Source organism: Agromyces sp. Y575 (genome assembly GCF_059445445.1).
In genome coordinates, this window is sequence record NZ_JCAIUI010000003.1 from 707,738 (window position 1) to 721,439 (window position 13,702).

Sequence of the window (13,702 nt, forward strand, 5' to 3'; positions counted from 1 at the left end):
GACATCAGATCTTTGTGCCGGCGGCGCGCCAGAGATGCATCGATGCGTAGCTGCGCCAAGGTGCCCAGCGAAGCCCGACACGCCCGAGCTCGGCGGCACCGGCGGGCAGCCCCAGTCGCTCGGCTCCGTTGCGGAGTGCCAGGTCGCCCGTGAGCAGCACATCGGGTGCGCGGGTCACCCGCATGGAGACGTACCCGGCCGTCCATGGGCCGATGCCCGGCACCGAGAGCAATTCGGCCGCAAGCTCGTGGCGTTCGCACTCGGCGGCGACGACGAGAGCGCCCGAGTCGAGACGGACCGCAACGTCGATGATCGTGCGTACCCGCGCGGCAGGGCCTCTGAGCACTGTGTGACCATGCTCGGCGATCGCCGCTGCCGAGGGGAAGAGCACAGTCGGCGCTCCGTCATCGCGCGGCGCGATGTGCTCGCCGAGTTCGGACGCGAGACGCGCGAGCGACGTGCGTGCCGACTTCACCGACACCTGTTGCCCGATGAGCGCGCGGAAGACGAGTTCGTGCGGATCGAGGCATCCGGGTACCCGAATTCCCGGCGTCTCTGCAACGGATGCCGCGAGCGCATGGTCGCTCGAAAGTGCCGCGTCGATGGCGAGCGCGTCGGCGTCGAGATCGAAGAGCCGCCGCACGCGGGCGACGAGCGGCGGGAGATCGGCGAGGGTCGTGAGCCGCGCCTCGACGTCGATGGCGGGGGCGCTCGTGTCGCCCGCCGGTGCCAGTGAGATGCTCGCCGCACCGCTCGGCAGCAAGAGTGTGCGTTCGTACCGGCCGGCGTGAACCCGCTCGACCCCGTCGAGAGCGCGCGCCGCGAGCCAGTCGAACACTCCGGCGGAGTCGAACGGCGGCCTCGCCGGCAGGCGCAGGCGCACCACGCCGCCCTCGACGGGCGCCGCAGGCACGGAGGACGATGCGGGAGCAGAGAACGAGGCGGGCACGGAGAACTGAGAACGGTCGCCCGCCACGGCGGGTTCGCCGGCGCCTCGGGTCGTTGATCGACGGGGTGCTGATCGTCGCTCGCGCTCGCGCACTCTGGCGGCCGCACGAAGCTCGAGCGGGCTGCGCTCGTAGACCTCGCGGATCGTGTCGTTGAACTGGCGGATGCTGCCGAACCCCGAGGCGAAGGCGACGTCGGCCGCGGGCAGCATCGTCGAGGTGAGCAGAGCTCTCGCCGTCTGGGCGCGATGGGCACGGGCGAGCGCCAGCGGCCCGGCGCCCAGCTCGGCGGTGAGCACGCGCGTGAGGTGACGGGGTGTGTAGCCCAGTCGGGCCGCGAGGCCCGGCACGCCATCGCGCTCGACGACACCGTCTGCGATGAGTCGCATGGCGCGCGCCGCGAGGTCGTCGCGCAGGTCCCATTGGGGTGAACCCGGCACGGCATCGGGCAGGCACCGCTTGCACGCGCGCAGCCCCGCCTCGTGTGCGGCAGCGGCAGTGAGGTAGAAGCTCACGTTCGACGCCTTCGGAGCCACGGCCGGGCAGCTCGGCCGGCAGTAGATGCCGGTGGAGTGCACGCCCGTGATGAACTGCCCGTCGAAGCGCGAGTCGCGCGCCTGCATCGCACGGTAACGCTCGGCGAACTCGGGGTCGTCGAGCGGATCGGTTGCGAGCCGGCGCGTGCTCGTTGCGGTGGTCATGCCCCCAGCATCGCATGCCCAGCCGACATCGACCGGCGGAAATCGGACACGAGCGGTCCAACGTATGGTGGAGGGATGCCGCACGTCGCCGTGACCCTCCTGCAAGATGCCCTCGGGGCATCCGTGTCGACGGAATCGGCCGACCTCGAGTCCAGTCGGGAAGACCGATCCGGGTGGAGAAGCGCCACGCCGCCGATCGCCGTCGTTCACGCGGCATCCGTCGCCGAGGTGCAGACCGTGATGCGCATCGCGCACGAGACCGGCACGCCCGTGGTACCCCGCGGCGCCGGCACGGGCCTCGCGGGTGGCGGCATCGCGAGTCCCGGTGCGATCATGCTCGACCTCTCACGCATGAACCGCGTGCTCGAGATCTCCGAGGCCGACGAGCTCGCAGTGGTCGAGCCCGGCGTGCTCAACGGCGACCTCAACGACGCCATCGCCCCGCGCGGGCTCTGGTTCGCGCCCGACCCGGCGAGCCGGGCGATCTCCTCGATCGGCGGCAACATCGCGACCAATGCCGGCGGTCTCCTCTGCGCGAAGTACGGCGTCACCCGCGAGGCCGTGCTGGGCCTCGCCGTCGTGCTCGCCGACGGGAGGCTCCTCCGCACCGGCCACCGCACGGTGAAGGGCGTCACCGGCTACGACCTCACTGCACTCTTCACGGGCTCCGAGGGCACGCTGGGCGTCATCGTCGAAGCGACGGTGCGCCTCCAACCGGTCACACGTGGCGTCACCGTCACCGTCGCCGCAGTGTTCCCCGACATCGAGGCGGCGGCCGCGGCATCCGCTGCCGTCACCGCAGCCCGCCTGCGGCCGGCCGTGCTCGAACTCATCGACGCCGCCGGCCTCGCCCGCGTTGCCGCCTACATCGGCCCGGCCGGGCTCGCGGGCACGCCGCTCGAATCGATGGCACCCGCCGAGACCTTCCTATTGGCGCAGACCGACGGTGCCGGCTCAGCCGACGAGGCCGCTGAGATCGCCCGCCTGTTCGTCGCGTCGGGCGGACGGGCGACCCTGTCGACGGATGCCGCGACGGGCGAGCGTCTGCTCGGCATTCGCCGCGCCATGCACCCCGCGCTCGCCGCATCGGGCAACGTGCTCATCGAAGACGTGGCAGTGCCGCGCTCGCGTCTGCCCGAGATGTTCCGCGCCATCGAGGAGATCGGCGAGCGCTACGGCATCGAGATTCCGACGATCGCGCACGCCGGCGACGGCAACCTGCATCCCAATTTCGTATTCACGGGCGATGAGGTGCCCGAAGACGTGTGGGCCGCGGCCGACGCCATGTTCCGCACGGCGGTCGCGCTCGGCGGCACGCTCACCGGAGAGCACGGCGTCGGCATCCTGAAGCGGCGGTGGCTGGCCGACGAGCTCGGCGACGACTCGTTCGAGCTGCAGCGCGGCATCAAAGCGCTCTTCGACCCCACAAGCATCCTGAACCCGGGGGTCATGTTCGAGGCATCCGCGCCGCCCGCTCGATAGGCTGCCCGGGTGACCACCGTGGCCCCCGACCCCGCCCAGAACCCGTCGCCCGCACCGCCGATCTGGACGGCACCGCCGAAGGCGAGAAGCGGCGGGCTGGTCTTCGCGATCGTCGGCATCATCATCGGCGGCATCGTCGGGCTGCTCGTCCTCGCCTACATCGCGATCGGATTCGGCCTGTCCACGCTCGCCATCGGCTCGCTCCTCGCGCTCGTGCCGCTCGCGCTCGTGCTGCTCGCCGTGCGCTGGGTCGACCGCTGGGAGCCCGAGCCGCGCTGGGCGCTCTGGTTCGCGTTCCTGTGGGGCGCCGCGGTGTCGGTCGCAATCGCCCTGCTCGTCGATCTCGGGGTGCAGCTTGCGCTCGCGTTCGCCGAACCGGGTGGTGCGCGCGACGAGGCCCTGCAGGCGGTCGTGCAGGCGCCCATCGTCGAAGAGCTCGCCAAGGGCATCGGGGTGCTCCTCATCTTCGCGTTCTCGCGCTCGCACTTCGACGGACCGGTCGACGGGCTCGTCTATGCGGCCACGGTCGCGGCGGGTTTCGCGTTCACCGAGAACGTGCTGTACTTCGGCACCGCACTCGCGGAGGGAGGCGCGCAGACCCTCGGTGCGACGTTCGTCGTGCGCGGTCTCTTCTCGCCGTTCGCGCACGTGCTCTTCACGGTGTGCACCGGCCTTGCGATCGGCATCGGCGCGCGTCGGGGCGGGGGAGCGGGCGTGATCGGCTGGTTCCTGCTCGGCCTCCTCGGCGCGGTACTTCTGCACGCCCTCTGGAACGGTTCGCTCGCCTTCGCCGACGATGCCATCGGGCTCTACTTCACAGTGCAGGTGCCGATCTTCATCGCCGCCGTGCTGCTCACGTTCTTCCTTCGCAGGCAAGAGGTGCGGGTCACCAGACATCGACTCGCCGAGTACGGCGCTGCCGGCTGGTTCAGCCCGGCCGAAGTGGAGATGCTCGCAACGCCCGCGGGCAGGCGCCAGGCGAAAGCTTGGGCGAAGTCGCAGACGCCGCCGCGCATCGGCGTGATGAAGCAGCTGATCACGGATGCCACGCACCTGGCCTTCACTCGGCAGCGCATCGCGACGGGGCTCGCGAGCGAGCGCACGCTGGTCGACGAACGGGCGCTCCTCGCGGCAGTCGTCGAGGAGCGCCGCATACTCGTGAGCTGAGGCTCTCTGCTCTCTGCTCTCTGCTCACGGGTCACGGGTCTCAGGTCTCAGGTCTCAGGTCCGGGCTCCGGGGTCCGGGCGGAGCCGGCTCTTCGGAGTGATCGCCAGCCGGTGTGCCCAACTGCTCCACCTCGCCCGCACAAAGAAACTCGCCTCCCTGTGGTGTGGCATTGCCGACATCTCTACCAGGCGACGAGTCCTTGAATTCCAGAATGCAACGTGTTCGCAGTCAGCGCAAGAGGGGAGTGGACGGTTGTCCGCGATTGCGACGAAGCCGCGAACCTGTTTGGGTTGATGCATGACCGATACGAACAGCAAGCCTGAGATCGACGCCCCCGAGGGTCCGGCTCCCGTCGACCTGGTGATCGAAGACATCGTCGTGGGCGACGGCGCCGAGGCGCAGCCCGGCTCGACGGTCGACGTGCACTACCTCGGCGTCGAGTACGACAGCGGCGAGGAGTTCGACTCCTCGTGGGGTCGTGGCCAGTCGATCAACTTCCCGCTCAGCTCGCTCATCAGCGGCTGGCAAGCGGGCATCCCTGGCATGAAGGTCGGCGGCCGGCGCAAGCTCACCGTGCCCCCGCAGCAGGCCTATGGCCCGGCAGGCGGCGGCCACCAGCTGTCCGGCAAGACGCTCATCTTCGTGATCGACCTGCTCGGCGTCAGCTGACCGCTCAGCTTTCAAGTCGACGGCCGGCAGGGGCCACGGTGCGCAGCACCGCGTCCCTCCCGGCCGTCGACGTTCCGCTGACCACGCGCTCGTCGCGATAGCGGCCACCGCGTTTGACGATTCTGGATGCCGCGCGGTTCGCGATCTGATCGATCGCCGCCCACGTCGACGGTGCCGCGAAGTCGGCCCGGCCGTTGCGGCTGAAGATCACCCAGTCGTCGACGATCTCGATGTGCATTCCGGGCGCTTCGTCGATCATCGCCGCCATGAGGTCGGGGGTGAAGATGTAGAGCGCATCGCGCTCGTACTCCTTCGGTACGAACAGGTGGAAGTGCCGGTCGAAGTCGCCCTCGAGTGAGAGGTGCTGATCTCCGTCGAAGTCGACGGGGAACGCACGTCCCTCCGTCGTTCGCCCCTGAGGTTCGAGCACCATGTGCGGCAGCGGAGCGTCGAGGCGTACGGCGACGTATCTCCAATACGACGCGGGGTCGGCAGAGGTGCTCGTCGAACCGCCGGGTCCGATCGAGATCCTCACCGACGTGCCGGCCCTCGTCTGCACGTAGAGCAGGTTGCCGATCTCGACCATGCGGCCCGATCTCGTCGAGAACCGCGAATTGCGCGGTTTCCCGCGGAGCTGCTCGAAGAGATGGCCCGGCAGCCTTGGTGCGGCATCCGGCTCGTAGTCGAGATCGTTCAGCTCGGCGAAGCGATGCAGCCTGGCACCGGCCTTCGCCGGCATGCCGGTGACCAGGCGCCAGATCGCGACGACGCCGACCGTGATCGCGCCGAATATCGCGCACGCCACGACGATCGCGAGCGCAGCGAACCATGCCCAGCCGAACGCTGCGACGATTCCGTAGACCGCCATCGCGAGGCAGCCGACGCCGATCACCCCGAGGAACACCCCGAGTCCGATCGCCGGCCGCGGATTGGCGCGGCCCGCCGCGAGATCCCGCTTCCGTTGCGCCGCGAGATCCGCGCTCGATATCGGACGGGTGAGGGAGACGGTGTCGATCGCCGGAAGCTGCACTTCGGTAGTCTGGCATGCGGCCGATCAGTGGCCCGCATCGAAGATCAATGGCCCGCATCGAAGATCAATGGCCCGCATCGAAAGAGTACGACTTGTGAACCGATTCCGATCGCCCCTCATCGCGTTCGTGCCGTATCTGGTGTTTTCGGCGGCTCACCTCGTGCTGCTGTACGTCGGCCCGGCGTGGAGTGTGACGGCGACCAAGGCGCTGCTGATGCCGTTGCTCGCCTTGGCGGTGGTGCTCCTCGTGCGCCCGATTCGAGGCGCCGTGCCGATGCTGTTGGCCGGCATCGCGTTCTCCTGGGGCGGCGATGTGCTGCTCTCCTTCCCGGGTGACGGCTGGTTCGTGGCCGGGCTTGCTTCGTTCCTGTTCGCACACGTCGTCTACATCGTGCTGTTCTTGCGGATGCCCCGCGCCCGTCGCCGCCCGCCGGTCTGGTCGTACGTGTACTGGGTGTGGATGATCGTCCTGCTCGGCCTGCTGCTGCCGCATGCCGGCATGCTCGCCGCGCCGATCGTGCTGTACGCGGCGGCCATCGGCATGATGGCGACCTGCGCGTCGATGCACGGGAAGTGGATCGCCCTCGGCGGCGCGTTCTTCGTCGTCTCGGATTCGGTGCTCGCCCTCGGGAGGTTCCTGCCCGGGTACGGGGTCGCCGCTCACGACCTCATCGTCATGTCGACCTACCTGGCGGCTCAGGGCCTCATCGCGTGGGGCGTGGTGGCGGCGATTCGCGCGGACCGCGCCGCTGCGGATCCGTCGTCTCCTGCACGCGGTCGACGAGCTGACGCCACGGCCCCGTGAGCTGACGCTCGGCGAGCGTCGCCTCGTGCGGTGGGCAGCGGATGCGGTACACGAACCGGTCGGGCTCGGGCGGCAGCGGGGGCGGGTCGCCCCATGGGATCTCGTCGATGAGGATGTACCACTCGTCGGGGTCGGGCTGCTCGTCGACGCGAACCTCCCAGGTGAGCCTCAACCCGGCGAGGCCACCGCTGCGGGACACGATGACGTCCATGGGCCGATCGTACTCTCGCCGTCGCGCTACCTACTCCGTGGGTACCTCGATGCCGACCGCCGACCAGCCGCCCGCGACGGCGCGCTCTTCAGCACTGTCGCGTCCGTACCGATCACGTGCCGACCGCACCGTCTCGGCCGCGAACGTGGCGAAGTCGACGTCGACGGGCAGCCGGCCCGAGGTGAGCGCGTCGTACCAGATGCGCCCGACGTGCTCCCAGGCGAAGCCGCCGAGCTCGAGCGCAGCGAGCGCGAACGCTCGGTTCGGGATGCCGGAGTTCAGGTGCACGCCGCCGTTGTCGTCGGAAGTCTCGATGTAGTCGCGCATGTGATCGGGCTGCGGGTCGCGGCCCAGCACGTCGTCGTCGTACGCGGTGCCCGGTTCGAGCATCGACCGCAGCGCCCGCCCTTGCACTTCGTCGGTGAAGATGCCCTCGCCGATCAACCAGCTCGCGGCTTCGGCGTCTTGACCGAGCGCGTACTGCTCGACGAGCGCGCCGAAGGCGTCGGAGACGTGCTCGTTGAGCGCCCCCGACTGCCCCTGATAGCGCAGCTTCGCCGTGTGCTCGGTGACCCCATGGGCGAGCTCGTGGCCGATCACGCTCAGCGAATCGGTGAATCCGCGGAAGATCTCGCCGTCGCCGTCGCCGAACACCATGCGTTCGCCGTCCCAGAAGGCGTTGTCGTAGCGGTCGCCGAAGTGCACGGTCGCCTCGAGGGGCATGCCGGCGCCGTCGATCGAGTCGCGGCCGAAGACCCGGTCGAACATGCGATGCGTATCGCCCAGGCCGTCGTAGGCGTCATCGACGGCTTCGTCGCCCGTTGCACGTTCGCCTTCGCGGCGCACGAGCCGACCGGGCAGCACCTCGCGACCCTCGGCGTCGGAGATGCGACGGTCGGGCATCGACGGGGCGTCTGGCAGCACGCTCGGGAGGTCGGGCATGGCCTCAGGGCCGAGTCGTGCCGAGGGCTCGCGCAGCAGGGCACGCCTCGCGGCCTCGGCCGCGAGCGGGAACCGTGGGCCGGCCGCCTGGGCGATGCGGTCGAGCAGGTAAGGGGGCACGATCTGCTGCATGGCTCGATGCTCGCACCTGCCGGCGACATCCGCGGGGCGCCGCGCCCAGAGGTGCTCGCGCCTGCCGGGGACGACGGCGAGGCGTCGCGTCCAGAGGTGCTCGCGCCTGCAGGCGACGACATCGGCGGGGCGCCGCGCCCGTAGGCTGGACGCGTGACCTCCGCCCCGCTCCTCGGCCTCCTGCTCGACGTCGACGGGCCCATCGCGAGTCCTGTGACGCGCTCGATCGCGATCCCGTCGATCGCTCGCGATCTCGCGGCGCTCGCCAACGCCGGCAACCCAGTGATATTCAACACAGGGCGCTCCGATGCGTTCATCACCGAGCAGGTCGTACCGCCGCTCCTCGCCGCGGGGCTCGAGCCGGGCGCGCCCGTCTGGGCGATCTGCGAGAAAGGCGCGGTCTGGGCCGCGATCGACCTCGACGGACTCGGCGAGATCTTCGTCGACCTCGACCTCGCGATGCCTGCCGACTTCGCCGCCGATATGCGCGCGTACGTCGAGGCGCACTTCGAAGAGTTCGCGTTCTTCGACGACACCAAGCGCGCGATGGTGTCGGTCGAGCAGCACGTGCACGTGGCATCCGATGACTACCTCGCAGCCCGACCGCGCTTCGATGCGCACGCCGGCGCCGCACTCGCCGACCGCGGCTTCGGCACGATCTGTGAGGGCGACGAGCGACCGGATGCCGCGGGGCGCGTGCACTGGCGCATCGACCCGACGATCATCTCGACCGACGTCGAATCGGTGCGCCTCGGCAAGGACCTCGGGGCTGCACGCGCTGTCGAACTGCTCGAAGCGCGAGGCATCCGACCGCAGCACTGGCGCACGATGGGCGACTCGCGCGGCGACTATCGCATGGCCGATTGGCTGCACGGGCGCGGCGAGCGCGTGCGGCACGTCGACGTGCGCCCAGCCGAGGGCATCCCGGCCACGGGATATCCGGTGCTCACCGCGGGCGACCTCATCCACGACGAAGCCGGAGCCGTCTTCCTCACCCGCTGGGCCCGGGCATCGCGTCGCGGCGAGCTCGGCGACGACGAGTAGGGGAACAGCTGATGTCGCGCATGAACGAGGACCAGGCGCCCGACGCCCGCGCCGCGGCATCCGATGGGCTGCCCGAACTGCGAACGCATCCGATCGCCCTCGTTCCGGCGCTCCTCGTGTGCGGTGCCGCGGTGTTGCTCTTCGGCTTCATGGTGCCGATCGCGGGTTACGCGATGCTCGCAGCGGGCCTCCTCGCCGCGTGGCTCTGCGACCGCTCGGGCCGCACCGAGCGGCTGCTCGCCGATCTCGCGCTCATCGCCGTCGGACAGGTCATCATCTCGACCGTCTCGCTCAAGGCCGACCTCAGCAATGAGGGAATGGTGCGGTTCGCGGTCGTGCTCGGGCTCGCCGTGCTCGTGCCGTACGTCATCTCGCGATTCGTCTATCGCGAGCACGTGATCCGCTTCCCGTGGCGCACCGGGCGGCGCTGGAACCGCACGCAGTGGCTCTACCTGATCTTCGTGACGCTCGCGGGCTGGCTCATTCTGCCGTTCTACTTCATCACCTCGGGTGTCTACGAGAACTGGCCGACCGTGACCGAGCCCGACACGATCGCGCGCCTGTTCGTCGGCGTCGCCGCCGTCGGCACGTGGGACGAGCTCTTCTTCGTTTGCACGGTCTTCGTGCTGCTGCGACGGCACTTCCCGTCGTGGCAGGCGAACCTGCTGCAGTCGATCGTGTTCGTGTCGTTCCTGTGGGAGCTCGGCTACCAGTCGTGGGGGCCGCTGCTCACCATCCCGTTCGCGTTGATCCAGGGCTATACGTTCAAGCTCACGAAGTCGCTCACGTACGTGTTCGTCGTGCACATGCTCTTCGACGCAGTTGTCTTCGCCGTCATCGTCTACGCGCACACGGGGTGGCCGGCGATCTTCCTGCTGGCGCCGTAGGGCAACGAACCCGGCGATCTTGCTGTTCGCACTGTCACGGCGCGCGAACGACGGGCGGTGTGACCCGCGAACTTTGCGCGACGAACGGCGCGACGAGTGAACGGCGCTCGATGAGTGAACGCTGCGCGATGAGTGAACGCTGCGCGATCGAACCGTGCGCGAATGAGGCACAGCGCGACAAATGATCAGAACGGTGCTTCGTTCGAGTATCGAAGCACAAGTGCTGCGAACTCCTCATCACAGCTCTGCTGCGGATCGGCGCTCCGCTGCGGATCGATACCTCCGTGCGGATCGGCGCTCTGCTGCGCCGCAGTGTTCAGTGGGTTCAGTGGGTTCAGTGGTTTCGGATGGTCTGGCGGTGGATCGGGCGGTGCGACCCCCTCGCCCGCCCCGACCGACATGAACGGCCGTTCGGGCTGCGTGCGCAAGAGGTGCCCGGCCGGCGAGGTCCAGCGCAGGACCCCGCCGGGTTCGTGCACGACGCGCCATTCGCTCTCATGCTTCAAGCGGTGATGGAGGCGACACAGCGCCGCGAGGTTCGACGCCTCGGTCTTGCCGCCGTGCGCCCACGCACGAGTGTGGTCGAGGTCGGTGAGGTCGGCGCGGCGTGAGCAGCCCGGGAACCGGCAGCCGCCGTCACGCGAACGCACGAAGCCGTCGAGGTCGGCGGGCGCCCGGTAGTGTTCGCGGCCGTAGCTGAGCACCGCGCCGGTCTCGGGGTGCACGAGGATGCGTCGCATCGAGGGCGCGTGCGCTGCGAGCCGCCGAGCAGTATCGGCGTCGATGGGACCGTAGCCCTCGAGGTCGGCCGGCTCGTCGGAGAGCCCGAGCAGCGTCAGCACCGGCACCGTGACGTTGATGCGCGGATGCACACTGCCGGTCGCAGCTGCGCCGGAACGGGTGCGCTCGTCGTCGGCCAGCGTGCCGCCGAGCAGGAGATCGGCCGCGAGATCGGCGGCGCGCTGAGCCGTCGTTCGCAGGTCGGCGGTGCAGGAGCGGGTCGTGCGAACATCGCCCGATGCATCGCGCGCCGCAAGCGCGTCGAGCCGGTGCTTGATCGCGAGCGCACGCTCGGCTTCGAGGAGCACGCTCAGCCACGCCATGCCATCTGGCGCCGGGTCGACGCACACCCGCCGTTCGTCGACGGCACGCACCCGCCGTGCGGCCAACGCCTCGGGGTGCAAGCGCTCGGCCGCCCTGCGCATGCGTCGACGCACATCGGCGTTCGTCGAGACCGTGCCGTCGGCCGCCGCAGCGGTGGCAGCATCGAGGGCCACCTGTTCGACCGCGTCGGCGACGTCAGGCGGCAGTGCCCGGGTGAGCTCGAGTACTGATCGCACCTGCGTCAGGCCGAGGTCGCCGCGCTCGAGCGCAGTGAGGGTCGCCCAGCGCGGGCCGGTCAGCCGGTCGGCCTCGTCGACCAGTCGGGCTGCGGATGCCTCGTGCTGACCGAGCGTCGTCGCGAGCTCGGCGACGAACGAGCGTTCGGCGAGGTCGCGCTGCGACGCGCTGCTCGCCGCGGTCACGCCCTCGACCTCTGCAGCGAGTTCACGAGCGCGCCCGATGCGCCGGAACTGGTCGGCCTGGATCTGCCGGATCATGCCGTCGAACGCCGAGATCGCCGCAAGCTCGAAGGCCAACGCCGTCTCTGACGGTGCGATCGCGGTGGCTGGCATGTCTTCATTCAACCAGCACCCACCGACATCGAGATCTACATGAAAGCGCTGATCATTCTACGAATTCTGAGGATGCGTCACTCTCGACGAGCCAGCTCGACCCACCTCGAACCAGGATGATGTCCGAGTCCGGCAGCCTCGAACGGACCACGGTTGGCGCCGGCACGACGCGCACGATCAGTGTGCGATCGGTGTGCGATCTGCGTCCTGAACTGGCGCCGTATGGCTCATGCGCTGCGGTCGACGGATGCCCCGTGCTCGGCGAGCCACTCCAGCAGCACGGTCGCGTGGTTGATCTCCTCGTCGCGCGCCCCGAAAAGCAGAGTCACCCGCTCGTGCTCGCCGCCCAGGGCGATGAGCTCCCGCGCCGCCTCGTTCTCGTCGAGTTCGCGCCGATAGCGCTCGGCGAACTCGTCGAACCGTTCGCGGTTGTGATGCCACTCGGCGCGGAGTTCGGGGGAGGGCGCGACCTCCTGGTCCCACAGGTCGAGCTCGGCGCGCTCTTTGCTCACGCCGCGCGGCCAGAGCCGATCGACCAATACTCGATAGCCGTCGGATGCCTCCGCCGCGTCGTAGACCCGTTTGATGACGAACCCCATGGGGCCAGTCTGCCCCGGGGCGTCCGTTCTGCCAAGCACCCGCGTTCGGCGTGCGTCGGTGTGCGCGCTGTCAGCCCTTGCGGCGGCCGCGCACCCCGTAGGCGATGAGCCCGATGCCGAGGAGCGCGATGATCGGCCCGAGAACTGCCCACACGGTGGAGCCCGTCATCTGGCTGCCGCCGATCACGCCGAACCCCTGCAGCATGAAGACCACGCCCATGACGGCGACGATCGCGCCGATGACGACGGGGAGGATCCGCATGCGGGCAGCTTCGCGCACCTCGCGTCCGGCCGCAAGCATCCGCCGCGCAGAGTCGGGTCTCGCTCTCCTCGGAGCACCCGTTGTGCGAGGGGAGGGATGCCGTGCCGATGCGTGCGATCGTGCTCGACCGGTACGGCCCGCCCGAGCGCGTCATGCGGCTCGCCGATGTCCCGGAGCCAGTGCCGGCGGCCGGCGAGGTTGCGGTGCGGGTCGCCGCGGTGTCGCTCAACTCTTGGGATGTCGACCTCGCCATCGGCGCAACGCTCGTGCGCCTCGCGGCGCCGTTCCGTCCGAAGCATCGGGTGATCGGCTCGGATGTCTCGGGCGCGGTCGTCGCCGTTGGCCGCGGCACGAGCCGGCATCGGGTGGGAGATGCCGTCTTCGGCGAACTCTCGGCGTCGGGCTGGGGCGGCTTCGCCGAGTTCGTGGTTGCGCCTGAGGAGGCCCTCGTTTCGAGGCCGCCCAGACTCGACGATCTCACCGCCGCCGCACTTCCGCAGGCCGCGAGCATGGCATGGCGGGCGCTCGGCGGCGCAGGCGCGATCGCTCAGAACGGCGCGCTGGGCGGGCGACGCGTGCTCATCGTCGGCGCCGGCGGGGGAGTCGGCACGTTCGCGATCCAGCTCGCGGCGCGCGCTGGGGCGCATGTGACGGCGGTCGAGCGCGCGGCGTGGAAGTTCGACGCGCTCGTCGAACTCGGTGCGGACGTCGTCGGTACGGGTATCGACGGAGCGGGCATCGAGGGCGCGGCGACGTCACCCGCGCCCTACGATCTCGTGCTCGACGTGGTGGGCGCATTGCCGCCCTCGCGGTCCCGCGAGCTGCTCGCCGACGGCGGGCGTGCCGTCGCCATCGGTGGGAGTCCTAGCCGCATCATGCAGGTGCTCCTCGCGAGCGCGCGCGGCAGCCGGAATGCCGCCGCCGGCCATGTCGGGTTGCTTGCTGCGGTCCCGAACCGCGACTTGCCCGAACTCGCCGCGCTGGCCGTCGCCGGCGAGCTGCGGGCGATCCTTGACGGCCCGCACCCGCTCGAACAGGTACCGCGTCACCTCGAGCGTCTCCGCGCCGGCGAGGTGCTCGGCAAGGTGGTCATCGCGCTCGGCTGATGTCGGCGCGAACCCGCGTCGTGGTGGCGCCAACCGCGGGG

Annotated in this window: 15 protein-coding genes; 8 read left to right on the plus strand and 7 right to left on the minus strand. The window is 69.9% G+C overall.

Annotation, left to right across the window (positions count from 1 at the left end; genetic code table 11):
• Window positions 1–4: 4 nt before the first annotated feature.
• The gene (locus AC1C2U_RS15365; protein ID WP_495362631.1) at window positions 5–1,648 is read right to left on the minus strand and encodes a DNA-3-methyladenine glycosylase 2 family protein; all 1,644 of its coding nucleotides are present in this window, start codon (window positions 1,646–1,648) and stop codon (window positions 5–7) included.
• Window positions 1,649–1,723: 75 nt separating this feature from the next.
• Between AC1C2U_RS15365 and AC1C2U_RS15370 the strand changes: the two genes are divergently transcribed.
• The 3 genes from AC1C2U_RS15370 (at window position 1,724) to AC1C2U_RS15380 (ending at window position 4,967) form a co-directional block, all read left to right on the plus strand.
• The gene (locus AC1C2U_RS15370) at window positions 1,724–3,130 is read left to right on the plus strand and encodes an FAD-binding oxidoreductase (protein WP_495362632.1); all 1,407 of its coding nucleotides are present in this window, start codon (window positions 1,724–1,726) and stop codon (window positions 3,128–3,130) included.
• Window positions 3,131–3,139: 9 nt separating this feature from the next.
• Window positions 3,140–4,297: a PrsW family intramembrane metalloprotease gene (locus AC1C2U_RS15375; protein WP_495362633.1), complete on the plus strand. Its 1,158-nt coding sequence runs from the start codon at window positions 3,140–3,142 to the stop codon at window positions 4,295–4,297.
• Window positions 4,298–4,595: 298 nt separating this feature from the next.
• Window positions 4,596–4,967 carry an FKBP-type peptidyl-prolyl cis-trans isomerase gene (locus tag AC1C2U_RS15380; protein WP_495350594.1) on the plus strand — a complete coding sequence of 124 codons (372 nt, stop codon included), beginning with the start codon at window positions 4,596–4,598 and terminating at the stop codon, window positions 4,965–4,967.
• 4 nt (window positions 4,968–4,971) lie between these two features.
• Here AC1C2U_RS15380 and AC1C2U_RS15385 read toward each other — a convergent pair whose 3' ends face one another.
• Window positions 4,972–5,997 (minus strand): hypothetical protein, encoded by a 1,026-nt coding sequence (locus tag AC1C2U_RS15385; RefSeq protein ID WP_495362634.1) that lies wholly within the window; start codon window positions 5,995–5,997, stop codon window positions 4,972–4,974.
• A 94-nt stretch (window positions 5,998–6,091) separates the two neighbouring features.
• Between AC1C2U_RS15385 and AC1C2U_RS15390 the strand changes: the two genes are divergently transcribed.
• Window positions 6,092–6,802: a lysoplasmalogenase gene (locus AC1C2U_RS15390; RefSeq protein ID WP_495362635.1), complete on the plus strand. Its 711-nt coding sequence runs from the start codon at window positions 6,092–6,094 to the stop codon at window positions 6,800–6,802.
• On the opposite strand, the gene AC1C2U_RS15395 is transcribed toward AC1C2U_RS15390, so the two are convergent.
• Together AC1C2U_RS15395 and AC1C2U_RS15400 are read right to left on the minus strand one after the other, a co-directional pair.
• Window positions 6,702–7,013 carry a protealysin inhibitor emfourin gene (locus AC1C2U_RS15395; protein WP_495350591.1) on the minus strand — a complete coding sequence of 104 codons (312 nt, stop codon included), beginning with the start codon at window positions 7,011–7,013 and terminating at the stop codon, window positions 6,702–6,704. The genes AC1C2U_RS15390 and AC1C2U_RS15395 overlap by 101 nt on opposite strands.
• A gap of 30 nt (window positions 7,014–7,043) precedes the next feature.
• Window positions 7,044–8,087 carry a M4 family metallopeptidase gene (locus tag AC1C2U_RS15400; protein ID WP_495362636.1) on the minus strand — a complete coding sequence of 348 codons (1,044 nt, stop codon included), beginning with the start codon at window positions 8,085–8,087 and terminating at the stop codon, window positions 7,044–7,046.
• 6 nt (window positions 8,088–8,093) lie between these two features.
• On the opposite strand from AC1C2U_RS15400, the gene AC1C2U_RS15405 reads away from it, so the two are divergent.
• The 3 genes from AC1C2U_RS15405 to AC1C2U_RS15415 are packed head-to-tail and all read left to right on the plus strand — an operon-like array spanning window position 8,094 to window position 10,018.
• Window positions 8,094–8,231: a hypothetical protein gene (locus AC1C2U_RS15405; protein WP_495362637.1), complete on the plus strand. Its 138-nt coding sequence runs from the start codon at window positions 8,094–8,096 to the stop codon at window positions 8,229–8,231.
• Window positions 8,232–8,240: 9 nt separating this feature from the next.
• Window positions 8,241–9,131, plus strand: a complete 891-nt coding sequence (locus tag AC1C2U_RS15410) for a hypothetical protein (protein WP_495362638.1) — start codon at window positions 8,241–8,243, stop codon at window positions 9,129–9,131.
• Window positions 9,132–9,142: 11 nt separating this feature from the next.
• Entirely contained in the window at window positions 9,143–10,018 is an 876-nt protein-coding gene (locus tag AC1C2U_RS15415) for a CPBP family intramembrane glutamic endopeptidase (protein ID WP_495362639.1), read from the plus strand.
• A gap of 185 nt (window positions 10,019–10,203) precedes the next feature.
• On the opposite strand, the gene AC1C2U_RS15420 is transcribed toward AC1C2U_RS15415, so the two are convergent.
• The 3 genes from AC1C2U_RS15420 to AC1C2U_RS15430 form a co-directional block, all read right to left on the minus strand.
• Window positions 10,204–11,694 carry an HNH endonuclease signature motif containing protein gene (locus AC1C2U_RS15420; protein ID WP_495362640.1) on the minus strand — a complete coding sequence of 497 codons (1,491 nt, stop codon included), beginning with the start codon at window positions 11,692–11,694 and terminating at the stop codon, window positions 10,204–10,206.
• Between the two features lie 227 nt (window positions 11,695–11,921).
• Entirely contained in the window at window positions 11,922–12,293 is a 372-nt protein-coding gene (locus tag AC1C2U_RS15425; protein WP_495362641.1) for a DUF488 domain-containing protein, read from the minus strand.
• Window positions 12,294–12,363: 70 nt separating this feature from the next.
• Window positions 12,364–12,555 (minus strand): hypothetical protein, encoded by a 192-nt coding sequence (locus tag AC1C2U_RS15430; RefSeq protein WP_495362642.1) that lies wholly within the window; start codon window positions 12,553–12,555, stop codon window positions 12,364–12,366.
• Window positions 12,556–12,662: 107 nt separating this feature from the next.
• Between AC1C2U_RS15430 and AC1C2U_RS15435 the strand changes: the two genes are divergently transcribed.
• Window positions 12,663–13,661, plus strand: coding sequence for an NAD(P)-dependent alcohol dehydrogenase (locus tag AC1C2U_RS15435; RefSeq protein ID WP_495362757.1), 999 nt, complete (start codon window positions 12,663–12,665; stop codon window positions 13,659–13,661).
• Window positions 13,662–13,702: the final 41 nt, after the last annotated feature.